Origin of the sequence: Parvularcula lutaonensis (assembly GCF_014651915.1) — a bacterium.
In the GTDB taxonomy this organism is placed as follows: domain Bacteria; phylum Pseudomonadota; class Alphaproteobacteria; order Caulobacterales; family Parvularculaceae; genus Parvularcula; species Parvularcula lutaonensis.
The window spans coordinates 908,773-933,657 of sequence record NZ_BMXU01000001.1 but is presented as its reverse complement, the minus strand read 5'-3'; the positions used below and the strand labels follow the sequence as shown (position 1 = coordinate 933,657).

Below are 24,885 nucleotides of genomic sequence, written 5' to 3'. Positions count from 1 at the left end.
CCGTCCACCCGCAACCTGTTCAGGCCGAGATCATCCGCTTGGCGAGCGCCGTGTCGAAGAACGCGATGACCGAAGCGATGCGGTCGCCGGCGAAGCGGTAGTGCTCGCAGACTTCTGTGGTCGCACGCTCGCCCGTCTCGAGGCACTCGACGTCCCAGATCGCGCGCAGGACGATGACGTCGTCCTGGGTCAGCGTGTCGATGATTTCCGCGGTGTGGATACGCCAGCTCTTGCGCAACGTGTCTAGAAGCGCCTGCTGCTCCTCGGGATCGTCGGAGGAGCGGCGCCGGCCTGAGATCGGTGTCAGCGGCTCATGCGCATCGACAATGCCGCTGCCGTTCAGCGAGATGACGGCGCTCGGATGGAACCATTCGGAGGAAAGGAACCCGTCTGCGCGAAGGCGATCGCGGTAATAGGCGCGGATGGCTTCTTCGAGGTTGTCGTATTTCATGGTCTAGGCCTCTTGCCCGGCATAGGCAGCCGGGAAGCTCTCGGCGCCTTCGAGCAGCTTCGCCGCGTGAGCGGTGTCGAGGAATTCGAGGATCGAGGTCATCCGCTCCCCATCGAATGTGAAATGGTTGCAGATCTCCGAGCGGCCCTTGAGGCCCGTCGGTATGCATTCGACCTCGACGATCACGCGCGTCGCCGCGCGATTGCCTTCGCTGACCAGTGAAAGGATCTCGAAGTCGAGTAGTTTCCAGGTGTTGACGAGAAAATTGGTGAAGGCCTGCGCCGAGGCGCCGTCCTTCATGCCAAATGTGTTGTCGAGACCAAACAGCGCGTCACTGCCATTGATCGACACCTGCGCGTCGCGTGTGAACCAGCTGCGCAGCACTTCGGGATCATTCAGAAGCCTGTCCCGGTAATATGCGCGCACCGCCTCTTCGGTGCTCATGAATGCCAAGGTTGCTCCTCCCCAAATCATTCAACCTAAACGGGATTTGGATGGCCTGTACCCTGCGGGTTCCCGAACGACAAGGAACCCAAAGCCAGCAACATTCCGCATGCCCTATTGCGGCCACATTGTTCAGACGCGGGTAAAGCGTGTCGCAAACAACGCCGTTCAATTTGCCTCAAATGCCACGGGAATTTCACCTCCCCTTAAAGCGGAAATCGAGGCTTCCGCTGGCTCGCAGCGGGGGCACTCCGCCAGTTCACCACCTGCCGATACCGTCAGGAAGGGGCAGGGGGTCGCAGGAGGACAGGCGCATCCCATGCACAAAAAAGCCCGGCACGGCGGCCGGGCTCTCTCATTCGATTGTCCAGGCGCTGGGCTAGGCCATGGCCTTCTGGAAATTCTCGTCGACCTTGTCGAGGAACTGGGTGGTGGTGAGCCAGCCCTGCTCGGCGCCGATGAGGAGTGCGAGGTCCTTGGTCATGTGGCCGCTCTCGACGGTCTGGACGACGGTCTTCTCCAGGGTCTCGGCGAAATTCGCGAGCTCCGGCGTGTCGTCGAGCTTGGCGCGGTGCTTGAGGCCGCGGGTCCAAGCATAGATCGAGGCGATCGAGTTGGTCGAGGTTTCCTCGCCACGCTGGTGGGCGCGGTAGTGACGGGTGACCGTGCCGTGGGCGGCTTCCGCCTCGGCCGTCTTCCCGTCGGGGGTGAGGAGAACCGAGGTCATCAGGCCCAGCGAGCCGAAGCCCTGTGCGACGGTGTCCGACTGGACGTCGCCGTCATAGTTCTTGCAGGCCCAGACATAACCGCCTGACCATTTGAGGCACGCAGCGACCATGTCGTCGATGAGACGGTGCTCGTAATGCGTTCCGATCTTCTCGAACTCTTCCTTGAACTCGGTCTCGTAGATCTCCTGGAAGATGTCCTTGAAGCGACCGTCGTATTTTTTGAGGATCGTGTTCTTCGTCGACAGGTAGACCGGATACTGCCGCTGCAGGCCGTAGTTGAAGGTCGCACGGGCGAAGTCGCGGATCGAATCGTCGAGGTTGTACATGCCCATGGCGACACCCGAGGAGGGCGCGTCGAAGACCTCGTGCTCGATGATCTCGCCGCTTTCGCCTTCCCACTTGATCGTCAGCTTGCCCTTGCCGGGGAACAGGAAATCGGTGGCGCGGTACTGGTCGCCATAAGCATGACGGCCGATGATGATCGGCTGGGTCCAGCCAGGCACGAGGCGCGGCACGTTACGGATGATGATCGGCTCACGGAAAACGACACCGCCAAGGATGTTGCGGATGGTCCCGTTCGGCGAGCGCCACATCTTCTTGAGGCCGAATTCCTCGACACGCGCTTCGTCCGGGGTGATCGTGGCGCATTTCACGCCGACGCCATGCTTCTTGATCGCGTAGGCCGCATCGATCGTCACCTGGTCGTCCGTCGCGTCACGATTCTGGATGCTGAGGTCGAAGTAGATCAGGTTGATGTCGAGGTAGGGGTGGATCAGCTTGTCCTTGATCAGCTTCCAGATGATCCGCGTCATCTCGTCGCCGTCGAGCTCGACGACGGGGTTCTTGACCTTGATCTTGGCCATGCGTGGTCTCCTTGAATTCTACTGTCTGTGCGCGCGGCCACTCCGGTGAGTGCCGGCGCGCCAGGGTGAAAATCTTCCGACAGGCGTCGTTTCGGGGGCTTAGCCCCCAAAATCAACGGTCGTCGTCATCGTCTCCGCCGATCGCGATGCCTGCGACGTCGTCTTCGTCGTCATCATCATCGTCGAGCAGTGTGTCGTCGTCATCGTCGGGAAGATCGAGATCGGCGAGTTCGTCGTCCTCGTCCTCGTCGTCATCATCGTCGTCTTCGTCGAGCGACTTGGCGCGCTTGGACTTGGCCGGAGCGACTTCGTCCTCGGCATCGTCGAGGCTGGTCGTGTTCTCGGCCTCGGCGTCGATCTCCTGGACTTCATCATCCAGCTCTTCGCCGTCGTCATCGACCTCTTTCGAGGGCTTGGCGGCCTTGTGCGCTGCTTCTTCTTCCTCGCGGAGGCGCTTGCGAGATTTCAGCAGCACGTCCGGCGTGAATTCGTGATCGCACTTGGGGCAGTGCGCGGGGTCTTTTTTGAGGTCGTAGAATCGCGCGCCGCAGTTCGGGCAGTCGCGCTTCGTACCGAGTTCTTCGTTCGCCACTTAAGTGTCCTGATGGGTTGGGTCAGAAAAGAAGGTCGTTCCAGCCGCGCTGGTTGGCAGAGCCGAGCGGCGCTGTCAAAGCGGACCTATCGTAATCCCGCGGAGTGTCCATGACCGAGGCCGTCGCCCGACCCTCAGAAGCCCTGAAAGGCACGGCTCGCGTGCCAAGTGACAAGAGCATGAGCCACCGCGCGCTGATGCTCGGCGCGATTTCCGCCGGGGTGACGCGGGTGTCCTCGATTCTCGAGGCCGGTGATGTCCTGAGCACCGCTTCGGCGCTGCGGGCCTTCGGCGTTTCCGTTGAGCGCATCGACGGTACGTTCATCGTCCGGGGCGATGCGTGGCGGACGCCGGCGCGAATGCTCGACCTCGGCAATGCCGGAACCGGCGTCAGGCTCCTGATGGGGCTGGCTGCGGGGCAGGGCGCTTTATGCACCTTCACGGGCGATCCGAGCCTGATGCGCAGGCCGATGGGACGGGTCCTCGACCCGCTGCGAGCGATGGGGCTACAGGCGGATGACCGGGAGGGCAGGCTGCCGGTGACGCTGAAGCCCTCGCAACTCAGGAGCTTCACCTACGAGCTGCCGATGGCCTCCGCGCAGGTGAAGTCCGCGGTCCTGCTGGCTGGCCTTGGCGCGCAAGGGCCGGTGACGGTGATCGAGAAAACGCCGACGCGGGATCACACCGAGCGGATGCTGAAGGCGTTCGGTGCCGATCTCGAGACCGATGGCCACCGCATCACGCTGACACCCGGTGCGCGCCTTGTCGGCCAGACGCTGGCAATCCCCGCCGATCCGTCTTCGGCGGCCTTCCCGATAGTCGCAGCGCTGATGCGGCCTGGCTCCGAGGTCGTGCTGCCCGAGGTGATGCTCAACCCGCGCCGGACGGGCCTCTTCGCGACGCTCAGGCGCATGGGTGCGGAGATCACCGAAGAGCACCTGCGCCTCGTTGGCGGGGAGGAGGTCGCTGACCTGAGGGTTCGGGCATCGCCGTTGAAAGCGGTGAAGGTCCCCGCCAGCGACGTGCCGGACATGATCGACGAGATCCCGATCCTCGCCGTGGCTGCAGCCTCCGCCGAGGGGACAACGCGGATCGAGGGGCTCGAAGAGCTGAAGGTCAAGGAGAGCGACCGGCTGGCGGCTACCGCCGGGCTGCTGACGGCTGCGGGCGTGACCTGCCGGACCGGGGACCACTGGCTTGAGATCGACGGCGGCGACATCAGGGGCGGGGGAACGGTGGACACCGACCACGACCACAGGATCGGCATGGCAACCCTGGTTCTGGGGCTCTCCGCGCAGGAGCCGATGCGGATCACCGGAGCCGAAGCGATCGCGACGAGCTTTCCCGGCTTTGCCACGCTCATGGCCTCGCTCGGTGCTGCGATAGAGAGCGCCTAGGAAGCTGGCTTTGCCAACCGACGCTCCCTAGGTTCCCACTCACGGAAAGAGGTGTTCAATGGCGGGTGCAGGCGGTTCGGAATTTCTGGTCGACGCGGCCGTCTATCTCGGCGCGACCGCGATTGCCGTTCCGATCTTCAAGAAGCTGAAGCTTGGCACGATCCTTGGCTTCCTTGCGGCGGGCGTCCTGTTCGGCCCTTCGGGCCTCGGTATTCTGTCCGCTGAAGAAGGCGTCTTCGAGATCGCGGAGCTCGGCGTTGTCCTGTTCCTGTTCGTGATAGGTCTCGAATTGTCCGCAGGCCGATTATGGTCGTTGCGAAAGACGATCTTCGGCCTAGGCCTTCTCCAGATGGTCGTCACGGGTGCGCTGTTCGGGTTCGTCATCAAGCAGTTCGGATTTTTTGGGAACGGGCCGAGCTACATTGCAGGCTTCGCGCTCGCCTGTTCGTCGACGGCCTTCGCGCTCAGCCTCCTCGAGGAAAGAGGGGAGCTCAACACGCCCTATGGGACCAAGGCGTTCTCGGTCCTCCTGTTCCAGGACATCGCGGTAATCCCGCTGCTCGCGGCGATACCCTTTGTTGCGCAAAGCTCGTCGAGCGCCGGACCGATGCCGATCGACGTGACGGCCATCCTCCGCGCGGTCGGGGCTATTGTCGGATTGATCCTGGTCGGACGATTTGCGCTCAACCGTTTCTTCCGGCTGGTCGCCGTGTCGGGGTCGCGCGAGGCGTTCACTGCCGCAGCCCTCTTCGTGGTGGCGGCAACGGCACTGTTGCTGGCCGAAGCAGGGCTCTCCATGGCGCTGGGCGCGTTCATGGCGGGCGTGCTCCTGGCGGAGAGTTCGTTCAGGCACCAGATCGAAGCCGATATCGAGCCGTTTCGCGAGGTCCTGCTCGGCCTGTTTTTCATCGCCGTGGGGATGCAGCTCGACCTTGCCGTGATGCTGGCGAACTGGTGGATCGTGATCCTCGGCGCCTTGGCACTCATCAGCACCAAGAGCGTCATCATCTACGGCCTTTCGCGGCTCTTCGGCTCGAACCACCGGCAGGCCATGCGCGTCGGTGGTATCCTAAGCCAGGGCGGCGAGTTCGGCTTCGTCGTCTTCAGCCTCGGCGTCGGCCGCGGGATCTTCGATGTCGAATTCGCGACCCTCGCCTCGGCGATCGTGACACTGTCGATGATCGCCACGCCGTTCATCATGATCGCGATCAACCGGATCGCCTCCGACCCGAAAAGCGAAGCGCCCGCCGGGCCGGACGGCCTCGACGGTTCGGAGGGCCAGGTCCTCGTCGTGGGCTACGGACGGATGGGGCAGATCATCTCCCAGATCCTGCGCGGCTCGAACATTTCCGTCACCGCGATCGACAACGATCCGGCGCGGATCGAGACGGCCCGTGAATTCGGCGCCAAGGTCTTCTATGGCGACGGGACCAAGCTGCATCTCCTCCTGAGGGCAGGCGCGATCAGCGCCGATGCCGTGATCTTCGCGATCGATGACTACAAGGGAGTCCGGGACGCTCTTGCCGCCCTCCGGGAACGCTGTCCCAAGGTGAAGATCATCGTCCGGGCGCGGGACCGTCTGCATGAACTCGAACTGCTTGACGAGGACATCGACCTCATCGTGCGCGAAACCTTCGAGAGCGCGGTGAAGATGGCCACCCGGACCCTGAGCTATCTCGGCCGCTCGGACAGCATCATCGGCGATATCGAGGCGGAGTTCCGCGAGCGCGACAAGGCCCGCCTGCTGGCCCAGAAGGCGGACGGTGTCCACGCCAAGAAGGAGATCATGGACAAGCCCCTGATCAAGCCCGAGCGCGAGAAAGAGCCTGCCTAGAACGAGATGGCGAACCCCCTTGCGCAGGTTCTGAACCGTGCCATGTGGGCCGGATGCGCGTCGCCTTCTCTCTCATCTCCCTCCTCTTTGCCGCAGCGCTCCTGTTCGGGAGCAACGGGATGCATTCGACCCTGCTCGGTGTGCGGGGGACGCTGGAGGGATTTCCGGCGACGGCGATCGCGCTGTTCCTGACGGCTTACTATGTCGGCTTCATCGCAGGCTGCAGGCGTGCGCCGAAGATCATCCGTGACGTGGGGCATATCCGGGCGTTCACGGCCTTCGCTTCGATCGCTTCGGCTGCTGCGGTCAGCCACGCGCTTCTCGTGGAGAGCTGGTTCTGGATCGCCACGCGGGTCGTGACCGGTTTCTGTTTCGCCGGCCTCCAGATGATCCTCGAAAGCTGGCTCAACGAGCGGGCGACGAACGAGAACCGCGGGCAGGTGCTGTCGGTCTACAGGGTCACCGATTTTACCTCGGCAACCCTTTTCCAGGCGATCCTGCCTGTCTTCGATCCGAAGAGCTTCGTCCCCTTTGGCGTCCTGACGATCCTGATCTCGGTCGCGCTCGTTCCTGTGGCGCTGACGCGCATTCCCGCGCCGCCCGTTCCGAAGTCATCGAGCCTGCAACTGCGGCGGCTGTGGACAGTCTCGCCGCTCGCTGCGGTCGGGGCGGCGCTGATCGGGCTTTCAGCGAGTTCTTACTGGTCGATGGGACCGCTGTTCGTATCGGGGCTCGGCTACCCCGCGGAGGCGACGGGTCTTTTCATCGGGGCGCTGATTTTCGGTGGCGCGCTGGCGCAGTGGCCCTTGGGTTGGCTCTCCGACCGGATGGACCGGCGCTACGTCATTATCGGCATGGCTGCAGCCGCCGTCGTCATCGCTCTTTCCGTTCCGTTGCTGGCAGGCCTGGGCCAAGCGATGCTTATCGTCTCAGGCCTCGTCTTTGGCGCTGTCGCCGTGCCTGCCTTCGGTCTGGCGATCGCCCATGCCAATGACCACGCTGAGCCCGGCAGCAGTGTCGCGGTGAATGCCGGGCTCCTGCTCCTCTACGGAGCATCGGCTTGTTTTGGCCCCCTTGCGGCGAGCCAGTTGATGAGGCTGTTCGGGACAAACGCGCTCTTCTGGTGGATCGCCGCGATCTATGTGGCGCTTGCCGCGTTTGGTATCGTCCGGATCAGCCTTCGCGAGGCGCCCAAGGTGCGCGAGGAGTACGTCCCCATCATGCGCACCAACACGGGCATCTTCGAGCTCGACCCCCGCGCCGACCCGCGCGAGCAGGAGCCTGCCCCCGAGCCCGAACCGCCCGAAGCAGGCGTCAGAACCTAGCGGAAGGCCGCGCAGGCGAGACGGGGGCCCGCACCGCCGATCGGCTGGGTAACGTGATCGTCCTCGTTGGCGTGAATAATCATCGCGAAGCCGTCATCGTCCCTGGCCTGGTCGAGAAGAAGGCCACCGGCAAAGAGTTCTCCGTGGAGGCCATCGGCGTCCGCCCACAGGTTCGGGAAGTCCGCGCCTGTGTGGTAGCCTTCGGGGTTCAGGACGCCATGCTCCGTGCCGGAGATATTGATGTGGCTGCCGGATTTTTTGAATCCGCCGTCAAAGTCCGAGCAGTCCCCGACCTGATGCAGGTGCACGCCGTGCCAGCCTTCGGGCAGCCCTTCCGCCATCAACCGGATGACCATTCCGTGGGGTCCGGGCCGGACCGTGGCCTCACCGATGGCCGTGCCTTCGGTGCCGGTGATGGCGACCGTCATTTCACCAGTGGGATCAGCGTCTTCGGCCACGGGGACGGGCACTGCGCCGGCGCTGGAGGCGATGCTCGCGTCCTCGGAGCAGGCGGCCAGGGCCAGCGGGACGGCAAAGAGCGCAATTTTCTTCGGTGTCATCGTTCCTCCGGAGGTCATTGTGTGGCGGTGTCTCTCGAAGACTGCTAACGCCTTCAGACCATGATTCATCCTCAAGAAAGTTGCGCCCAACGTGGCTGAAAACGAAAACGACGACAAGAATGAGCCCGCTGTCGAAGGAGAGCTGACGCCGGGCGTCAGCCCCGTCTCCATCACTGGCGAAATGGAGAAATCCTACCTCGACTACGCCATGTCGGTGATCGTCAGCCGGGCGATCCCCGATGCGCGGGACGGCCTCAAGCCGGTCCACCGCCGCATCCTCTGGTCGATGCACCAGAACGGCTTCACGCCGGACAAGAAGCACAAGAAATCCGCCAACGTCGTCGGTGACGTGATCGGTAAGTACCACCCCCATGGCGACAGCGCCGTTTATGACGCGCTGGTGCGGATGGCGCAGGACTTCTCGATGCGCCTGCCGCTGCTCGACGGGCAGGGCAACTTCGGCTCCATCGACAACGACCCGCCGGCCGCCATGCGGTATACGGAGGTCCGGATGGACCATCCGGCGATGGCGCTTCTCGCGGACATCGACAAGGACACCGTCGATTTCCAGGACACCTATGACGGCGAACGCCAGGAGCCGGTATGCCTGCCGGCGCGGTTCCCGAACCTCCTCGTCAATGGCGCGGGCGGCATTGCCGTCGGCATGGCGACGAACATCCCGCCCCATAACCTCGGCGAGATCATCGACGCGACGATCAGGCTCATCGACGAGCCGGATGTTTCGGACGAGGAACTGCTCGAGATCGTTCCGGGTCCTGACTTTCCCACTGGTGGCCTGATTCTTGGCCGTTCCGGTGCGCGATCGGGCCTGATGACGGGACGCGGCTCCGTCGTGATGCGCGGGGTCGCCAATGTCGAGGAGATCCGCAAGGACCGCTACGCCATCATTATCACCGAGATCCCGTTCCAGGTGAACAAGGCCGCGATGGTCGAGAAGATCGCGGGACTGGTCCGTGACAAGAAGATCGAGGGCATCGCCGACCTTCGCGACGAGTCCGACCGCCACGGCATCCGCGTGGTGATCGAGCTGAAGCGCGACGCCAATGCCGAGGTCGTCCTCAACAACCTCTACAAGCAGAGTCCGCTGCAAACTTCGTTCGGCGTCAACATGCTGGCCCTCAATGGTGGCCGTCCCGAGCAGATGAACCTGCGCAGTGTCCTGACGAGTTTCATCAGGTTCCGCGAGGAGGTCATCACCCGGAGGACGAAGCACGAGCTGGGGAAGGCCCGTGACCGGGCCCATGTCCTGACGGGCCTTGCGATTGCCGTTGCCAATATCGACGAGGTGGTGCGCCTCATCCGCGCCGCGCCGAACCCGCAGACAGCCCGTGAGCAGCTGATGGCGCGCGATTGGCCGGCCGAAGACATGGCGCCGCTGATCCGCCTCGTTGCGGATCCGCGCCACACGCTGTCCGAGGACGGAACGCTTCGCCTGTCCGAAGTGCAGGCGCGCGCGATTCTCGACCTGCGCCTCCAGCGCCTGACGGCCCTCGGCCGCGACGAAATCGGCGACGAGCTCGAAAAGCTGGCCGAGCAGATCAAGGACTATCTCGACATCCTGTCCAACCGGGACCGTGTGCTGACGATTGCCAAGGACGAGATGACCGAGGTACGCGAGAAGTTCGCCACACCGCGCCGCTCGCAATTCATTGACGCAATCGAGATGGAGGACGAAGACCTCATCCCGCGCGAGGACATGGTCGTCACCGTCACGCATTCCGGTTACGTCAAGCGGACGCCGCTTTCGACCTACCGGGCCCAGCGCCGGGGCGGCAAGGGCCGCTCGGGCATGGCGATGAAGGACGAGGATTTCGTCAGCCAGCTCTTCGTCGGTAATACGCATACGCCGCTTCTGTTTTTCACCGACCGCGGCATGGTCTACCGGCTCAAGCTCTGGCGCCTGCCCGAAGGCGCGCCGACTTCGCGCGGGAAGGCTTTCGTGAACCTCCTGCCCCTTGAGCAGGGCGAACGGGTGAACGTCATTCTTCCGATGCCGGAGGATGAAGAGAGCTTCGACATCCTCTTCGCAACCAGGTCGGGCAATGTGCGTCGGAACAAGCTGGCGGACTTCACCAACATCAACCGGGCCGGCAAGATTGCCATGAAGCTCGATGACGGTGACAACCTCGTCGGTGTCAGCCTGGCTCGGCCGGACCAGGATGTGCTGCTGACCACGGCCGAGGGGATGGCCATCCGATTCCCGGTCGATGCTGTCCGGGTCTTCAGTGGACGGACCTCCACAGGCGTCCGGGGCATCAGGCTCGCCGAGGGTGACGAAGTCATCGGCATGTCCGTGGTGCGCAGCTTCGACGCTTCGGCGGACGAGAAGGCAGCCTATCTCAAGCACGCGGCGGCCATGCGCCGGGCGGCTGGCGATGGCGAGACCGAAGGCACCGAGGACGAGGGCACGGCAGATGTCGCGCTCAGCTCGGAGCGGATCGCGGCCATGGCGGCGGCGGAGGAGTTCATCCTCACCGTGACCGAAAACGGCTACGGCAAGCGGACATCTTCGTTCGAGTACAGAACGTCAGGACGCGGCGGCAAGGGCATCATCTCCATCGTCACGAATGAGCGGAACGGTCGCGTGGTCGCGAGCTTCCCGGCCATGGACGGCGAGGAAGTCATGCTCGTCACCGACGGCGGGCAGCTCATCCGTACACCGGTCGACGACATCCGCATCGCGGGCCGCAACACCCAGGGCGTGACCATTCTCAAGACCCGCAAGGACGAGAAAGTGGTCTCTGTCGAAGGTGTCGGTGAACGCGACGAAGACGACGATGGTGGCGATGAGGCCCCGGCAGGGTGACCGCCGAGGTCGTCCTTTCGACCTATCTCGATGCGTCTGCTGACGAAGTCTGGGAGCACGCGACGAAGCCGCGCGTGCTCCACTACGTCGCGAGTCCGATGATCGCCTTCGAGGCGATCAACCCTCCCGCGTTTCCTGAGCGCTGGGAGACCGGTGACTATCTCTGCGCCATGAAGCTCGCCGGGGTGCTGCCGATCGGCCAGCAGGTGATCGGCATCTCCTACCCGCCGGCGGAGGGCGGCAAGCGCTTCCTCCGCGACGATGGCCACAGCGCTTCGATCAAGCGGTGGGACCACTGGGTGACGATCGAACCTGAAGGCGAGGGCACCCGCTACGAAGACCGCCTGACCCTCGACGCAGGGTGGCGGACGCCGGTTGTTGCAGCCTTCGCGCGCAGCTTCTACAGCCACCGCCAGGCGCGTTGGCGTGAACTCGTCGCCAGCGGGTTCAGATACGGGGATGGCTCGTAGACATACGGTCCTTCACCAGTCCGCAGAGCCTCAGTCCACAGAGTAAAGCCTGAATGGTGTGCCATTGGTAGCTCTTCCAGACTCGTCAGAAGCGCAGGAGCTCCGAGCCGGGGGAGTAGTTTCCCTCGCAGAGATAGCGAGGGCTCCCGGGTGCAATGGAGTTGAAGCGATCTGAAAGTTCGATCAGCGCTTTGAGCCGGTCAACGTTTTCAGGATCAGTCAGTTCACGATCGAGCTGTTCGGGTTCGAAGAAGGTGATCTCCAGTTCGATTATCGTTTTCAGGTCGTCCGTGTAGAAATATACCTGCAGGTGTCGACCGTGGATATCGTTGCCAACCAACGAGAGGCTTGTCGGTTTCTCCAATGCCGTGAGAGCCCCAGCGGGCGAGACGGTCTCTCCTGTGTCGCCGCGGTTGATGCTTGGGTCGTTGAAATACGAAACGGCGGTCGAAAGTAGGAACTGGCGATGCTCAAAAGGCAGGCTCGGAAGCAGGATGTTCACATCCATCCCGCCGCCATAATCCTCCCACTCGGACTTGAGGATTTTCCAAGCCTTTGCCGGGAGAGCCCGTGTCTCCGGTTCGTTCATCCCGAAATCCCTGACCCCCACGCTTCACGAGGCTGTAACATTATGCCAGTGAGTGGTGCCAGTTGAGAGAACAGATAGCGTAGTCATGACCAAACCGCTCATCGGCCTTTATCCTGGGACGTTCGATCCGATCACCCTTGGGCATGTGGACATCATCAAGCGGGCGGTGAAGCTCGTGGATGAGCTGGTCATCGGCGTGGCGATGCATTCGGGCAAGAACCCGCTTTTCGATCTCGAGGAACGGCAGGAGCTGGTGAAGGCGTCGATTGCCGACATGGACGAGGGCCAGCGGGCGACGATCCGGGTGGAGCCTTTCGAGGGGCTTCTCATGCACTATGCGGAGCGGCTCAAGGCCGGTGTCATCATCCGCGGCCTGCGGGCCGTGTCGGATTTCGAGTATGAATTCCAGATGGTTGGCATGAATGCCGAGCTCAATGACGAGATCGAGACCGTCTTCCTGATGGCTGATGTCCGCTACCAGGCGATCGCCAGTCGGCTGGTGAAGGAGATCGCGGTCCTCGGCGGGGATTTCGAGAAATTCGTCCCCGAGGCCGTGGCCGCGCCGCTGAAGGCAAAACTCAAAGGCTGACCTTCGTTTAAGCGCGCGACCGCTGGAAGAGCGGGCCGTGATAGGCTACCGGAACCCCATGAAGAAGTTTCTCGCGTTCGCGGCGGCTGCCGCGCTTTCCGCCGGTGTTGCAGTGGCTCAGGACCAAGAGGGTCCGTCGCCCGAGGAGCTGCTCGAAAGAGCGCCCGATCGCGCATGGCGGACCATCGATCCGGAGAACATCCTGGTCATCGACCTGCCCTCAGGCCCGGTCCTCGTGGAGATGCGACCCGATTTCGCGCCCAAGCACGTGGAGCGGATCAAGACGCTTTCACGGCAGGGGTTCTACAACAACACCATCTTCCACCGCGTCATCGACGGCTTCATGGCGCAGGGCGGCGACCCCACGGGCACCGGGAAGGGCGGGTCGGATTACCCGAACCTGCAGGGCCGCTTTGTGACGGCACGCGAAGAGCTGAGCGAATATGTCCCGATCGGTCGCGATGACCGCGCCTCGGATATCGGTTTCCTCGGCACCATGCCGGTGGCGAGCCAGACGCCCTCGATGAAGGAATTCCTGAAGACCGAGGAGGTCGGCGCCTGGCCGATGCACTGCCCCGGAGTCCTGTCGATGGCCCGTGCGGGCGATCCGAACTCTGCAAACTCGCAGTTTTTCATCATGTTCGGCGACAACCGCCGCGGGCTCGACCAGCAATACACCGCGTGGGGCCGGGTGATCGACGGTGAGCGCAATGTCCGCCGGATCAATCGCGGCGAGCCCCCCGAACGTCCGACGCCCATTCTCCGCGCCCGGATCATGGCTGACCTGCCGCCGGAAGAGCAAAAAACCGTGGAGGCCTTGAGGGCGGAGAGCGAAACCTTCAAGGCGTGGCTCCGGGCGAACAGGCTGATCACCGATGACGGGTTTCTCGTCGATTCGTGCTCCGTCCATGTTCCCGTACGCATTGATGGAGAAATTGGCTGATGGGCATGCTCAAACTGAAGCTCGAAACCGGCGACGTGTTGATCGAAACCTTCGAGGACAAGGCGCCGAAGCACGTCGAACAGATCACCCGCCTCGCAGAAGAAGGCTTCTATGACGGGCTGACCTTCCACCGCGTCATCGACGGCTTCATGGCGCAGGGCGGCTGCCCCGACGGCACCGGCATGGGCGGCGCGGACAAGCAGCTCCCGGCCGAATTCAACGATGTCAGCCACCAGGAAGGTGTCTGCTCGATGGCCCGTGCGCAGGATCCCAATTCGGCGTCCAGCCAGTTCTTCATCTGTCTCGATGACGCAAGCTTCCTCGACAAGCAGTACACCGTCTGGGGCAAGGTCGTCGAAGGCATGGAGAACGTGCACGCCATCGCGAAAGGCGAGCCGCCGGCCAACCCGACAAAGATCATCGAGTTCAGAAAAGCGGACTGAGCTCGGTTTCCAGGCAATGGAAAGGGCGCCTCCGGGCGCCTTTTTTGTTGCGCGCTATGCTGGCTGGCATCCCGGCCCCCTCAGGACGGCCGGGATGATGGGATTTAAGCCCGAGCTATTCCGCCGAAGCCTCGGCACGGCGCCTTGCGGCGGTGCTGTCCGTGTCCTCGAGATGGATGAGGCCGATCAGCCTGCGGATCACCATCTCTTCGTGCGGGTCGCGTTCTTCATCGGTAAGGACCACCCGCCACATATCCTCGACAAGCTGCATCTTGCCGTCGCGGTCGAGGGCATCCTTCACCACGCGGCTGAACTGGTAGAGGTCATTTGCCTCCGCCTGCGCGGCTTCAGCCCTGGCGCGGAGATCGGCTGCACCTTCGGCCGACAGTCTGAACTGTCCCATCAGAATGCGGTCGATCAACCCGCGTTCTTCGTCCGTGTACTCTTCATCGGCCCTGGCGGCTTCGACGAGCAGGGCAGCGACGGCGCGGGGGAGGGCATCCTCGTCTGGCGTTTCCTCGCCCCTGTCTTTCGCAAAGCTCTTGAACAGGCGGTCAAGCATCGGGCTGCTCCTCCTCGGCGGCATGGTTCACATAACAGGTCCGCGCTTCGGGCGCCGAGACCCTCCTGTCAGGTAGGTTCAAAACTTCGAGAACAAAGAGCTGGCGGCCGCGCATCACTGTCACAGTATCACCGATCCTGAGCTTGAAGGCCGGTTTGTCCGTGCGCATGGTCTGTCCATCGCGGGTGATGCGCGGGCTCTTGCCCGAGATGACCTGCGCCGCCAGTGCGCGCGTCTTGTAGATGCGAACGCACCAGAGCCATTTGTCGAGACGGGCGGTTTCCTCGGTCACGCTTCAAGCGAAGGCCAGCTCGCGTGCCTTTTCAAGGTCCGCAACGAATTTTCGTTCTTCGATCGCACGTTGGCCTTCGTCCTGGATCCGCAAGAGATAGGAAGGGTGGAAGGTGGGCACGCAGACGCCACCCAATTCCTCCGGCAGCGGAATGGTTTCGCCGCGGACTTCCGACAGCTTGACCGGCCTGCCGAAGAAGCCGCGCAGGGCGGTCGCGCCGAGCGTGACCGTCACCTTGGGCTGCACAAGGCGATGCTCCTGCATCAGGAAAGGCGCCCAAATGTCGATCTCGCCGGCCTTCGGGGTCTGGTGGATACGGCGCTTCCCGCGCTCGATGAAATTGAAGCGCTTGACTGCATTCGTCACGTAGGCGGAAGACCTGTCAATGCCAGCCGCCTGCAGGAAGCGATCGAAGAGCTGGCCCGCAGGCCCGACGAAGGGACGGCCTGTGATGTCTTCCTGATCGCCCGGTTGTTCGCCGATGAAGAACAGATTGGCATCCGGCGGACCTTCGCCGGGGACGGGTTTCGTGACGGCGTCCCCTAGTTCCTCCGCATGGAAACGGCGGATGGCGTCATGGACGCTTTCGAGGCTGTTGTGACCCGGCTCCACGCGGAGCATTCTCGATGTGTGGCGGGCCGTGTCGTCAGCGGCGGCGCGGGCGTTCATCACCGCGACCCGTGCCGGAGCCTGCTCGAGAAGCTCGGGAATGAGCGCCGCCTCGGGAAGGTTCTTCCAGTATTTCTTCGGCATCTCGGCGCGCATCGCATCGGTCATGATCCTCGCAGGGTTAAAGATGCTGGCGTAATAGGCGCGCCAGGCATCCTCGAAAGCGTCCTCCGCCGGAACATCCTCGCGGCGGCCTCCTTCGGCGAAGAACACCTCGCCGCCCCAATAGATCGCTGTCTTTCGCGGCGTCACGATGGCCCAATCCATATTGGCGAATCGACGGACGAAAAAAGGCGCCTCGCGCTCGACGATGTGATGGTCAGGCTCGAACCAGGCAGCATACCGCTCGCGCCCATCGTCCTCCCCAACCTTCCGGAAGCGGACGAAAGCGTGCATCTTGTGCGCGTCGCGCCGCACGGCTTTTTCCAGGCGGTGGACAGCAAGTGTGTCGGGGTCAGCCATGTTGTCCGGCAGCGAGCGGTCACGCTGGGCGCGCCAGAGAAAGCGATAAAGAAGCCCCAAGCGCCCCGAGCCAGAATGGTGGAGCGCCGTCTCGACCAGTTTTGCAGCCTTGCGCGGAATCGAGACCTTCTCCGCAGGCGGAGCGTAGGTTCCGCCGAGCTCGCTGGCGAAGAGATCCCCTTCACCACCGACACGCCAGACAACGCTGTCGGGATGGACACCTTCCTTGAGGAGTGCGCGGGCCTCGCGCTTCCAGGCCTGAAGGTCATCGTCGGATGAAAGGGAGACGATGCGTTCAGGCGCGCTCATCACGGGTGGGGATCAGCGCGGTGTCCGGTCCGAAGCGGCTGACCAGCGCGTCGTTCACGCGGGCGACGAGGTCGTGATGCGCCCGTGAGGTTGCGTCGAAGAAGTCCACCGACAGGATGCGCATCCCGCGCAGGTCGTCATTGGAACGGGTCTTCTCGAGCAGGTCCCGCTGGCGTTCGTACTGGTCGGTCAGCGGCTGCAGGTTAGGGAAACGCTCTGCGTAGAAGCCGTAGGCGTTTTCCAGAACCACCATGCACCAGTCAAAAAGCTCGTCGGTCGTGTTCTCGAGAAATCGTCCGCTGCTCATGCCGCCACCGCGAAAAGGTCCTGCTGCTCGGCAGGCTTTCGCATTCTTGCCTCCAGAGCACCTGAATCGAGAAGCGATGTAGGACGCCAATCGGGCGTTGTCACGAACGGACTGATCTTGCGGATGCTCGCCGCGATCCTCGCGAGGTCGTCATAACGGAGCGCCCCGTGACGGCGGGCGGCAATGATCTTGGCAACGCCCTTCGTGCCGACGCCGGGTATACGCAGGAGCTGCTCCTTCGTCGCCCGGTTGACGTCGATCGGGAAGAAGCCCTGGTTCTTGAGCGCCCAGACGAGCTTAGGATCCGTGGCGAGGTCGAGCATCCCGTTCTCCATGGTGGAGATGATCTCATCGGGCTGGAAGCCGTAGAAACGTGTCAGCCAGTCGGCTTGGTAGAGCCTGTGCTCGCGAACCAGCGGCGGTTTCTGGGCGGGCATGCCGGGCTTGGCATCGGGGATCGGTGAATAAGCGGAATAGTAGACGCGGCGCAGGCGGTGCCGGTTGTAAAGGTCCGTCGCCGTGCGCAGGACGCTGGCATCTTTCTCGTCGTCAGCGCCTATGATCATCTGGGTCGACTGGCCGCCGGGGGCGAAGAGCGGTTTCCTTGCCCGGCGGGTCTTGTCCGCCTTGAAGGCATCGATCCGTTCACGCATCTTCGCCATGGCACCCTCGATGCCGTCACGGTCTTTCTCAGGCGCGAGCGCTTTCAGGGACTTGCGGGAGGGGAGTTCGACATTGATCGACACGCGGTCGGCGTGCCTGCCAGCGGCCTCGATCAGCTCGGGCGCGGCCTCGGGGATCGTCTTGAGGTGAATATAGCCGCGGAAGTCGTACTCCTCGCGCAGTATTCGCGCGACCTCGACGATCTGTTCCATCGTGTAATCGGGCGAGCGGATGATCCCTGAGCTGAGGAAAAGACCCTCGATATAGTTGCGCTTGTAGAAATTGAGGGTGAGGTCGGCGACCTCCCGCGGGGTGAAGCGGGCGCGCTCCACGGAGGAAGAGCTGCGGTTGATGCAATAGGCGCAATCGAAAATGCAGGAATTGGTGAGAAGGATCTTCAGCAGGCTGATGCACCGGCCATCGGGCGCGTAGGCGTGGCAGATGCCCATGCCCTCGACCGAGCCGACCCCCTTGCCATCGCGGCTGTCGCGCTTCGTGCTGCCTGACGAGGCGCAGGAGGCATCGTATTTGGCCGCATCCGCAAGCACGCGAAGCTTGGAGATCGTCTTCTCGGAGATACTCATGTTCGCATAATGTTCCGTCTTGAAAGGAACTGCAAGAGGGAGGTCGAGCGTCAGGCCGTCGCGGTGGCCGAGGCGTTGCGGGCAACGAGCCTGCGCGATGCACCCATGAGGAACACGCCGGCGACCGCGCAATAGACCGCCATCCAGCCGAACTGGGTTGGCAGGGAGATGCCCTGATCGATCAGCGCTCCCGTGATCCACGGGCCGAGGGCCGTGGCAAACACCATGGCCGACTGGGTCACCGAGCGGATGGAGCCGAGATAGCGGGTGCCATAGGCCTCGGGCCAGATCGAACCGAAGAGGGTGGTGGCGAAGCCGTAGCTGATACCGAAGAGTGCGAAGAAGATGATGACGCCGAGGGCGCCGTCGAGGAAGGCGACGGCAAGGCAGCCAAGCGCCAGGGGTGCCATGACGATTGGAAGCAGCCGCGAGGCACCGAAGCGGTCCACCAGCCTGCCGGTCAGCAGAGCAAAACCGACCGTGAGAAAAGCCATGACCGGGATGCCTGCGCCCATGGTGGCGTCGGAAAGGCTGCGAAGCTCGGCCAGATGATCGCGGTGGAAGAAGAGCGTCGTGCCAATGAAGGGCGGCGCGAGGACACCGGTGGACATGGCGTAGAAAAGGGGGTCACGGATTACCTCGCCACGGGTCCAGTCGCGGCCCGAGGTGACGGCAACCTCCGCTTCGCCCTGCGGCTCACGCGGTTTCTTCAGCAGCCAGACGATCACGGGGAGCGCGAAGACCACCAGGACCGCCGCGCCCGCGAGCCACCCGGTCTGGTAGCCGTAATTCGCCACCAGCAGGGTGAAGGTGAGGGGCAAGATCGCTTCCTGCGCCTGGAAGCCGAGGACGACAAGGCTGATCGCCTTGCCACGACTGGCAGCGAACCAGCGCGCTGTCTCGGTCAGCGCGATGTGGCTCATCATTCCCTGACCGAGGAGACGGAGCAGGTAGAGGCTGACGCCGAGCATCAGCACCGACTGTGCGAAGGCCATCGAGACGCAGGCGATGGCGAGGCCCGGAATGACCATCGCCGCGACCTGCCAACCGGGGCGGTAGTCCATGATTTTGCCAACGAAGGGCAGGGTTGCCGCGCTGGCGAGGGTCGCGAGGCCGTAGAGATTGCCCCATTGCCCGTTCGACATGCCGAAGGCCTCGCGGAGCTCGCCGCCGGATGCGCCGATAAAGATTGTCTGCCCGAAGCCGGAGAAGAGCGTCAGCAGGAAGCCTCCGAGGAGCCAACGGAAATTGTCGCGAAGGAATGCCATGGGCTGCCCGTGTGCGTGAGGGCGCCCGCGGGCGCAAGGGCCGACGGTTCAGCTCGCCTCCGCATCGCAGCTCAGGCTGCCCGGCGCGAGGTGGTCGGCTGGGTAGCGCAGCGCACCCATGAGCCAGCCGATCTCGTCCTCGTCATAGGCGTTGACGAGGGACCAGACGATCTCGCCCTCCGGCGTCACTTCGAAGACGCGCCCGGCGTCTGTCTCGGTGATGAGGATGTTGCCATTGGGTTGGACCTGGTGCTTGCCGCGAAAGGCTGTGTAGAACGGATTGTCCGGGGTCGACTGGTAAAGGACCCGGTCCTCGTGGGTGACAGGATCGATGCTGACGATCCGGCTGCCGCCTCCGGTGCCCAGCCAGCCATTTTCGGGAGCGGGCCGGCCAAGGGTGCGGTTGTCGAAAACGGTGATCGTGCCGTCGGGCTGGAAGTCCGGGTCATGCTGGCCGATCGTGCTGCCCACATGCCACCATTTGAGCGCACCGGTCTTCCCGTCGAGCACCCAGATCTGGTTGAAGTGTCGACTGGAGAGAAGGAGGTCGCCTGCCTCGAACAGGGGGAAGGCATCGGCCATATCCGGCCTCAGCACCTCGACATCGTTGAGGTGCATGACGTCGCCGGGATGGACATCATTGCTGAGAACGAGACCTTGGCGCCCCGAGGCGATCACGGCATCGACGATGTCGACTTCCCGCAGCATCTCTCCGCTGTCAGGGTCGAACGCTCCGATGGCGTCATAGTTGAAGGTCGTGCCTGGCAGGAGGCGTTCCTCGCGGTAGCGGGGCCTGTAGATCGGCGTCCAGATGGTGCCGTCGCTCGCAAGGTCGACAGCATGGTGGCTCCGGTCGCGGCTGCGCCACAGGATTTCTCCGCAGGCGGAGACCCGCATGACGCCGCGGCCATCGAGGTTCACGATGATGTCGCCGTTCGGCATGAGGGCCGAGCCGTGGATCAGGGTATCGAAGGGATACCCCATCTCCTCTCGCGCAACATCGAAGAAATTGATCGGCCACTCGTGCAGCAATGCTCCGTCTTCGGCATAAAGGCGCACGCCAAGCGTGTTTCCGAAAAGCCCGGTGATGAAGGTGACGCCGGGCTGCATCCGTGAAGAATCAGCGACAACGATCCCCGTCTCGTCATAGCGAAGAGGGGCGATGTGCTTGGTCGGCTTGGAGGCAAAATAGGCTTTCCCGTCACGGGCCAGCTCCCGCGCGACGTCCAGTGTGTCCCGGACGATGAAGCTTGGGCCGATCTTGAGGAATCCCATGGTGAGCCCGGCCATGAACACAACGAACAGAATGCCTGCTGCGAAGGCACCGCGCTCCAGCGCCTCCCGGTTGCGGATTACCCAAGACTTGATCGCCGCCAATTTGCCGGCGTCAGACCGCTCGCTCATGGTCAAATTCCCCTCATGCCCCGTGTCCTTAGCATGATCCTGTGACGCTATGTGGAAAACAAGTCAGTGGAGTGGCCGAATATAAGTTCCCTTTCCGCGTGTTTGGAATATTCACGCCTTTCTTCTAGCCTCGGGGCTTCCAGATTTTGGGGATGGGTATGCGTTCTCTTTTCGCTTCCGTGGCTGTTCTGGCCGCGTCCGCTCACGCTGAGCTTCCTTTCACCGATGGCTCCTACGCCGCCGGCGTGCCGACCATGCAAACCGTGCTCGGGCACGTGAATGGTGCGGAGATCACGGCGCCGGACGAGGCGATCCGCTATCTCGAGAAGCTGCAGGCCGCAGCGCCCGAGCGCATGAAGCTCATCCAGTATGCCGAGAGCTGGGAAGGCCGACCGCTGGTCTATGCAGTGATCGGGGGCGAGGAGAACATTTCGCGGATCGACGAGATCAAGGAAGGCCTCGACCGCCTTGCCTCCGGAGTGCTGTCCGAAGAGGAACGGGACGCGCTGGTCGAGGAACTGCCCGCCGTCACCTGGCTCGCTTACGGCGTCCACGGCAATGAGATCACGTCCACGGATGCCGGCCTAGCGCTCGCCTACCACCTGCTCGCCGCGCGAGACGATGCGACGGTGGATGAGATTCTCGACGAGACGATCGTCATCATCGATCCGATGCAGAACCCGGATGGCAGGGCGCGCTTTGTATCGAGCTTCGAGCAGGCCCGTGGCCTTGAGACACAAGGAGCGGCCTACGCGGCGGAGCGTGACGAGCCGTGGCCGGGCGGGCGCTTCAATCACTATCTCTTCGACATGAACCGCGACTGGTTCACGCTCTCCCAGCCGGAGACGAAGGGCAAGGTCAGCGCGATCATCGACTGGAACCCGGTCGCCGTGGTCGATGCGCATGAGATGGGTTCGGACTCGACCTATTATTTCGCTCCGGCGGCGCGACCATTCAACCCTCAGCTTACGGAGAACACTCGCGAGAGTCAGGAGATCGTGGGCCGGTCCATCGCAAGCAAGTTCGACGAGCTGGGCATTCCGTACTTCACCCGCGAAGTGTACGACAATTTCTATCCCGGCTTCGGCGACATGTGGCCGGCGCTGCGCGGTGCCGTGGCGATGACCTATGAACAGGCTTCGCCGCGCGGCTTGAAGTATGACCGGGCCGACGGCGAGACGCTGACCTATGAGGACGGCGTCAGGAACCACTTCTATGCAACCTTGATGACTGCAGCGACAGTGGCCGGGAACAAGGACCGCTTCCTGTCGGTCTACGCGGATGACCGTGCTTCCGCGATTGAGGAGAACGAAAGGGCGCGGGACCGCTATACGGTCATCGATCTCCGCCATCGCGACAGCCAGGCCGAGGCCATGGCCGAGAGGTTGGTCGAGCAGGGCATCGAAGTCATGAAGGCGGACGAAGGCGCGAAGATCTGCGGCGCTGACTATCCAGAGGGTGCGATCGTCATCGACCGGGCGCAACCCGATGGTCGTCTGGTCCGTACACTGCTCGACGAGAATACCCCGCTTCCGGAGGATTTCGTCAAGGAGCAGGAAGATCGCCGTTCGCGGGGGCTCGGCCATGAGCTCTACGACGTCACTGCCTGGTCGCTCCCGCTGATGAACGACCTCGATTTCACGACCTGTGCCACGCTGGACGAGAGTGCGCTCGATCCGTTCCGCAAGGAACAGGTCATTGCGCGGCTGCCTGAAGCGCAATTCGGCTACGCGCTGCCCTGGGACGATGCCGAGCAGGCGAAGCTCCTGGTCGCAGCGCTGAAGGCCGGCATCCGTGGGCGGACGACCGATACGGGGTTCGTGACCGGTGGAGAAAGCCTGCCGCGCGGGACGGTGGTCTTCACGCATGCGATGAATGGAGACGGACTGCGCGAGACGCTGAGCAAGCTTGTCGCGGAGCATGGCGGCGACCTCGTGGCGATGGATTCAAGCTGGGTCGATGAGGGCCCGAATTTCGGTTCGCGAAGCTTCAGCGATGTCCGTATGCCAAAAGTGGCCATGGCCTGGGGCGAGGGGACATCCCCGCTTTCCGCTGGCAGCACCCGCTACGTCCTCGAGCGGCGTCTTGGCATCCCCGTGACACCGATCCGGGTGCGGAGCATGGGGCGTGCCGATCTCTCACGATATGATGTCATCATCGTGCCGGAAACCCGTTTCAGCTTCGGAACGGTGCTGGGGCGTGGCGGTGCGGCGCTCAAGGAGTTCGCTGAAGAAGGCGGCGTCGTGATTGGCCTCGGCTCTGGCGTCGATGCCCTTGCCTCCGATGATGTGGGGCTTCTGACCCTTCGGCGCGAGAACAAGGTCGGCGCGAAGGAGACCAGCGACGGTGACGAGAAAGTCGTGCCGGGCACCGAGCTCTGGTCGGAAGAGGACTACGCTGCCGCGACGGCTTCGCCCGGCGGCCGACCGGATCGGGTGCCGGGGGTGCTTCTCCGTGCGAGCGCGAACGAGGACCACTTCCTGAGCTCGGGTTATGACGAAGCCATCACGCTCTTCCGCGGCAGCACGATCTATGCGCCGATGCGAGCCAATGAGGGCACGAATGTCTTCAGCTATCGCGGGCCGGACAACCTCCTCGCCTCGGGCTATCTCTGGGACGACGTGCGCAAGCAGCTTGGCCGCAAGCCATTCGTCGTTGCCGACCGTGTCGGCGACGGGATGGCCATCGGTTTCGCGCAGGACCCGACGGTGCGGGGCTATCTCGACGGGCTCGACCTGCTGGTCGCCAATGCCGTGGTGCTTGCGCCCGCGTATACGGACTGAGTGAAGCAGATCATCCCGCCCGGGGGATAAGTCGGCGAGGCGCGCGATCTCTCCGACCGTCATCCCCGGGCGCTGGTCGAGCGAGCCCTTGATCCAAAGCCGGCACTGTCGGGGTCCCGGGACCCGGCTTCACGGGTCCCCGGAATGAAGTTTATTCAGTGTCCATCAGATCGAGGACCGCGGCGGTCATGGCCGTGACGCCCGTGGTGATCGTCGGCTCTGCATCCGGGGCGAAGAAGGGCGAGTGGAGCGAGGGCAATTCGACCTCGCCCGCCTGGGACTTCGCGAAGGTCTCAGGATCGACCGCTCCGACCCAGAAGATCAGCGTCGGGACATCCTCCTCGGTCCGTCCGAATTGTGAGAAGTCCTCGCCGCCCATGACAGGCGGGGTCGCGATCACGTTCTCCTCCCCGAGCACTGCAGCCATGGCCGACGTCGCGCGGGCGGTCAGGTCCGGGTCGTTATAGGTCGAGGGCGTGTAGGGATCGGAAATCTCCACCACCGGCATAAGCTCTTCCGGCAGGCCCGCCGCCAGGGCTTGGGCGCGGGCGATGCGTTCGATCCCGGAAAGGAGGCGCTGGCGGGTTTCGTCGGAATAGCTCCGCACGGTAAGCTGTAGGTGGGCTTCGTCCGGGATGATGTTGTGCTTGTAGCCTGCATTGAAGGCGCCAACGGTCACGACGGCGCTGTCCAGGGGATCAGTCTCGCGGCTGACAAGGGTCTGCAGGCCATTCACGATCTGCGAGGCGATGACGATAGGGTCCTTGGTCGTATGCGGATAGGCGCCGTGGCCACCGACGCCTTTCACGTAGAGGTCGACGGAGTCGACGTTCGCGAGCGCCCAGCCTGAGGAATAGCCAACCATGCCCGCAGGCATTTGCGCTGCGTCGTGGAGGCCAAGGACATAATCCGGGGTCGGGAAGCGATCGTAGAGACCATCATCGAGCATGGCCTTGGCACCCTCGCCAATTTCCTCGGCAGGCTGAAGGATAGCGATGAGCGTGCCCGACCAGTCGTCCTTCCGGTTCATCAGCTGGCGCATCGTTCCGATGAGGGCGGTCATGTGGACGTCATGGCCGCAGGCGTGCATGGCAGGCTGGGTCTCCCCAAAGCGGTTCTTGGCGGTGACCTTCGAGGCGTAGGGGAGCCCGGTGTCCTCGACCACGGGCAGGCCGTCCATGTCGGCGCGGACCATGACGACGGGGCCTTCGCCGTTCTCGATGACGCCGACGACGCCGGTGCCGCCGACACCCTCGGTAACCCTGAAGCCGAGTTTCTTCAGCTCCCGCGCCATGCGCTTGGCGGTCTCATGCTCCTCGAAGGAAAGCTCGGGATTGGCGTGCAGGTGCTCGTAGAGCGGGCGCAGCGCTTTCCAGTCCTTGGCGGCATCGGCTTTCAGGTCCTGGGCGGATGCGGCGGAAAGGGCGAGGGCGGAGGCGGCAAGGGCGGCGAGCTTTCTCATGGCCGGGAGGGAACCAAGAAACCGCCCGCAACGCAAATGCGGCGTTTGGCCATCTGCAGCGAACA

The 24,885-nt window shown here is 63.4% G+C and carries 23 protein-coding genes; 9 read left to right on the top strand and 14 right to left on the bottom strand.

The features are described from left to right. Window positions 1-19: 19 nt before the first annotated feature. The 4 genes from IE053_RS04415 to IE053_RS04400 form a co-directional block, all read right to left on the bottom strand. Window positions 20-451 carry a nuclear transport factor 2 family protein gene (locus IE053_RS04415; protein WP_189572400.1) on the bottom strand — a complete coding sequence of 144 codons (432 nt, stop codon included), beginning with the start codon at window positions 449-451 and terminating at the stop codon, window positions 20-22. 3 nt (window positions 452-454) lie between these two features. Then, the gene (locus IE053_RS04410) at window positions 455-895 is read right to left on the bottom strand and encodes a nuclear transport factor 2 family protein (protein WP_189572397.1); all 441 of its coding nucleotides are present in this window, start codon (window positions 893-895) and stop codon (window positions 455-457) included. Window positions 896-1,274: 379 nt separating this feature from the next. Then, entirely contained in the window at window positions 1,275-2,486 is a 1,212-nt protein-coding gene (locus tag IE053_RS04405; RefSeq protein ID WP_189572394.1) for an NADP-dependent isocitrate dehydrogenase, read from the bottom strand. Between the two features lie 112 nt (window positions 2,487-2,598). Continuing rightward, window positions 2,599-3,078, bottom strand: a complete 480-nt coding sequence (locus IE053_RS04400) for a TIGR02300 family protein (protein WP_189572391.1) — start codon at window positions 3,076-3,078, stop codon at window positions 2,599-2,601. Window positions 3,079-3,188: 110 nt separating this feature from the next. Here IE053_RS04400 and aroA point away from each other — a divergent pair, with 110 nt between their 5' ends. The 3 genes from aroA to IE053_RS04385 are packed head-to-tail and all read left to right on the top strand — an operon-like array spanning window position 3,189 to window position 7,634. Then, complete coding sequence (gene aroA / locus IE053_RS04395; RefSeq protein WP_189572388.1) at window positions 3,189-4,475, top strand: 3-phosphoshikimate 1-carboxyvinyltransferase; 1,287 nt, start codon at window positions 3,189-3,191, stop codon at window positions 4,473-4,475. A 58-nt stretch (window positions 4,476-4,533) separates the two neighbouring features. Beyond that, window positions 4,534-6,309, top strand: coding sequence for a monovalent cation:proton antiporter-2 (CPA2) family protein (locus tag IE053_RS04390; protein ID WP_189572385.1), 1,776 nt, complete (start codon window positions 4,534-4,536; stop codon window positions 6,307-6,309). Between the two features lie 53 nt (window positions 6,310-6,362). Then, window positions 6,363-7,634, top strand: coding sequence for an MFS transporter (locus IE053_RS04385; protein ID WP_229786131.1), 1,272 nt, complete (start codon window positions 6,363-6,365; stop codon window positions 7,632-7,634). Here IE053_RS04385 and IE053_RS04380 read toward each other — a convergent pair. After that, entirely contained in the window at window positions 7,631-8,194 is a 564-nt protein-coding gene (locus IE053_RS04380) for a superoxide dismutase family protein (protein WP_189572379.1), read from the bottom strand. The two genes, IE053_RS04385 and IE053_RS04380, sit on opposite strands and share 4 nt — an antisense overlap. Before the next feature lie 91 nt (window positions 8,195-8,285). On the opposite strand from IE053_RS04380, the gene gyrA reads away from it, so the two are divergent. Together gyrA and IE053_RS04370 are read left to right on the top strand one after the other, a co-directional pair. After that, a complete protein-coding gene (gene gyrA / locus IE053_RS04375) occupies window positions 8,286-11,021 on the top strand; it encodes a DNA gyrase subunit A (RefSeq protein WP_229786048.1) in 2,736 nt (911 codons plus the stop codon). Continuing rightward, entirely contained in the window at window positions 11,018-11,491 is a 474-nt protein-coding gene (locus IE053_RS04370; protein ID WP_189572377.1) for an Rv1443c family protein, read from the top strand. The genes gyrA and IE053_RS04370 overlap by 4 nt, the downstream gene beginning before the upstream one ends. Before the next feature lie 85 nt (window positions 11,492-11,576). Here IE053_RS04370 and IE053_RS04365 read toward each other — a convergent pair whose 3' ends face one another. Beyond that, window positions 11,577-12,080: a hypothetical protein gene (locus IE053_RS04365; protein WP_189572375.1), complete on the bottom strand. Its 504-nt coding sequence runs from the start codon at window positions 12,078-12,080 to the stop codon at window positions 11,577-11,579. 85 nt (window positions 12,081-12,165) lie between these two features. On the opposite strand from IE053_RS04365, the gene coaD reads away from it, so the two are divergent. Genes coaD through IE053_RS04350 form a run of 3 tightly spaced genes read left to right on the top strand, consistent with a single transcriptional unit; the run spans window position 12,166 to window position 14,055 of the window. Beyond that, a complete protein-coding gene (gene coaD, locus IE053_RS04360; RefSeq protein ID WP_189572372.1) occupies window positions 12,166-12,669 on the top strand; it encodes a pantetheine-phosphate adenylyltransferase in 504 nt (167 codons plus the stop codon). Between the two features lie 58 nt (window positions 12,670-12,727). After that, the gene (locus IE053_RS04355; protein ID WP_189572370.1) at window positions 12,728-13,612 is read left to right on the top strand and encodes a peptidylprolyl isomerase; all 885 of its coding nucleotides are present in this window, start codon (window positions 12,728-12,730) and stop codon (window positions 13,610-13,612) included. After that, window positions 13,612-14,055: a peptidylprolyl isomerase gene (locus IE053_RS04350; protein ID WP_189572368.1), complete on the top strand. Its 444-nt coding sequence runs from the start codon at window positions 13,612-13,614 to the stop codon at window positions 14,053-14,055. Before IE053_RS04355 ends, IE053_RS04350 begins: the two co-directional genes overlap by 1 nt. A 115-nt stretch (window positions 14,056-14,170) precedes the next feature. Here the strand turns inward: IE053_RS04350 and IE053_RS04345 are convergent, their stop codons facing one another. Genes IE053_RS04345 through IE053_RS04315 form a run of 7 tightly spaced genes read right to left on the bottom strand, consistent with a single transcriptional unit; the run spans window position 14,171 to window position 20,575 of the window. Next, complete coding sequence (locus IE053_RS04345) at window positions 14,171-14,617, bottom strand: tellurite resistance TerB family protein (protein WP_189572366.1); 447 nt, start codon at window positions 14,615-14,617, stop codon at window positions 14,171-14,173. Then, a complete protein-coding gene (locus tag IE053_RS04340) occupies window positions 14,610-14,909 on the bottom strand; it encodes an RNA-binding S4 domain-containing protein (RefSeq protein ID WP_189572363.1) in 300 nt (99 codons plus the stop codon). Before IE053_RS04340 ends, IE053_RS04345 begins: the two co-directional genes overlap by 8 nt. 3 nt (window positions 14,910-14,912) lie before the next feature. Then, window positions 14,913-16,349, bottom strand: coding sequence for a UdgX family uracil-DNA binding protein (locus IE053_RS04335; RefSeq protein ID WP_189572361.1), 1,437 nt, complete (start codon window positions 16,347-16,349; stop codon window positions 14,913-14,915). Beyond that, window positions 16,336-16,656 (bottom strand): hypothetical protein, encoded by a 321-nt coding sequence (locus IE053_RS04330; RefSeq protein WP_189572359.1) that lies wholly within the window; start codon window positions 16,654-16,656, stop codon window positions 16,336-16,338. The genes IE053_RS04335 and IE053_RS04330 overlap by 14 nt, the downstream gene beginning before the upstream one ends. Next, window positions 16,653-17,903, bottom strand: coding sequence for a putative DNA modification/repair radical SAM protein (locus IE053_RS04325; protein WP_189572356.1), 1,251 nt, complete (start codon window positions 17,901-17,903; stop codon window positions 16,653-16,655). Before IE053_RS04325 ends, IE053_RS04330 begins: the two co-directional genes overlap by 4 nt. Before the next feature lie 50 nt (window positions 17,904-17,953). Further along, on the bottom strand, window positions 17,954-19,171 hold the full coding sequence (locus IE053_RS04320) for an MFS transporter (RefSeq protein WP_189572353.1): 1,218 nt from the start codon (window positions 19,169-19,171) through the stop codon (window positions 17,954-17,956). A 48-nt stretch (window positions 19,172-19,219) separates the two neighbouring features. Next, window positions 19,220-20,575 (bottom strand): arylsulfotransferase family protein, encoded by a 1,356-nt coding sequence (locus IE053_RS04315; RefSeq protein ID WP_189572350.1) that lies wholly within the window; start codon window positions 20,573-20,575, stop codon window positions 19,220-19,222. 158 nt (window positions 20,576-20,733) lie between these two features. On the opposite strand from IE053_RS04315, the gene IE053_RS04310 reads away from it, so the two are divergent. After that, entirely contained in the window at window positions 20,734-23,358 is a 2,625-nt protein-coding gene (locus tag IE053_RS04310; RefSeq protein ID WP_189572347.1) for a M14 family metallopeptidase, read from the top strand. Between the two features lie 151 nt (window positions 23,359-23,509). Here IE053_RS04310 and IE053_RS04305 read toward each other — a convergent pair whose 3' ends face one another. Beyond that, window positions 23,510-24,820, bottom strand: a complete 1,311-nt coding sequence (locus tag IE053_RS04305; protein WP_189572344.1) for an amidohydrolase — start codon at window positions 24,818-24,820, stop codon at window positions 23,510-23,512. Window positions 24,821-24,885 lie beyond the last annotated feature (65 nt).

Excerpts from the sequence above, each read along its gene's own strand:
- IE053_RS04415 (WP_189572400.1), bottom strand. The coding sequence starts at position 451 with ATGAAATACGACAACCTCGAAGAAGCCATCCGCGCCTATTACCGCGAT.
- IE053_RS04410 (WP_189572397.1), bottom strand. The coding sequence starts at position 895 with ATGAGCACCGAAGAGGCGGTGCGCGCATATTACCGGGACAGGCTTCTG.
- IE053_RS04405 (WP_189572394.1), bottom strand. The coding sequence starts at position 2,486 with ATGGCCAAGATCAAGGTCAAGAACCCCGTCGTCGAGCTCGACGGCGAC.
- aroA (WP_189572388.1), top strand. The coding sequence starts at position 3,189 with ATGACCGAGGCCGTCGCCCGACCCTCAGAAGCCCTGAAAGGCACGGCT.
- IE053_RS04390 (WP_189572385.1), top strand. The coding sequence starts at position 4,534 with ATGGCGGGTGCAGGCGGTTCGGAATTTCTGGTCGACGCGGCCGTCTAT.
- IE053_RS04385 (WP_229786131.1), top strand. The coding sequence starts at position 6,363 with ATGCGCGTCGCCTTCTCTCTCATCTCCCTCCTCTTTGCCGCAGCGCTC.
- IE053_RS04380 (WP_189572379.1), bottom strand. The coding sequence starts at position 8,194 with ATGACACCGAAGAAAATTGCGCTCTTTGCCGTCCCGCTGGCCCTGGCC.
- IE053_RS04365 (WP_189572375.1), bottom strand. The coding sequence starts at position 12,080 with ATGAACGAACCGGAGACACGGGCTCTCCCGGCAAAGGCTTGGAAAATC.
- coaD (WP_189572372.1), top strand. The coding sequence starts at position 12,166 with ATGACCAAACCGCTCATCGGCCTTTATCCTGGGACGTTCGATCCGATC.
- IE053_RS04355 (WP_189572370.1), top strand. The coding sequence starts at position 12,728 with ATGAAGAAGTTTCTCGCGTTCGCGGCGGCTGCCGCGCTTTCCGCCGGT.
- IE053_RS04350 (WP_189572368.1), top strand. The coding sequence starts at position 13,612 with ATGGGCATGCTCAAACTGAAGCTCGAAACCGGCGACGTGTTGATCGAA.
- IE053_RS04345 (WP_189572366.1), bottom strand. The coding sequence starts at position 14,617 with ATGCTTGACCGCCTGTTCAAGAGCTTTGCGAAAGACAGGGGCGAGGAA.
- IE053_RS04335 (WP_189572361.1), bottom strand. The coding sequence starts at position 16,349 with ATGAGCGCGCCTGAACGCATCGTCTCCCTTTCATCCGACGATGACCTT.
- IE053_RS04330 (WP_189572359.1), bottom strand. The coding sequence starts at position 16,656 with ATGAGCAGCGGACGATTTCTCGAGAACACGACCGACGAGCTTTTTGAC.
- IE053_RS04325 (WP_189572356.1), bottom strand. The coding sequence starts at position 17,903 with ATGAGTATCTCCGAGAAGACGATCTCCAAGCTTCGCGTGCTTGCGGAT.
- IE053_RS04320 (WP_189572353.1), bottom strand. The coding sequence starts at position 19,171 with ATGGCATTCCTTCGCGACAATTTCCGTTGGCTCCTCGGAGGCTTCCTG.
- IE053_RS04315 (WP_189572350.1), bottom strand. The coding sequence starts at position 20,575 with ATGAGCGAGCGGTCTGACGCCGGCAAATTGGCGGCGATCAAGTCTTGG.
- IE053_RS04310 (WP_189572347.1), top strand. The coding sequence starts at position 20,734 with ATGCGTTCTCTTTTCGCTTCCGTGGCTGTTCTGGCCGCGTCCGCTCAC.
- IE053_RS04305 (WP_189572344.1), bottom strand. The coding sequence starts at position 24,820 with ATGAGAAAGCTCGCCGCCCTTGCCGCCTCCGCCCTCGCCCTTTCCGCC.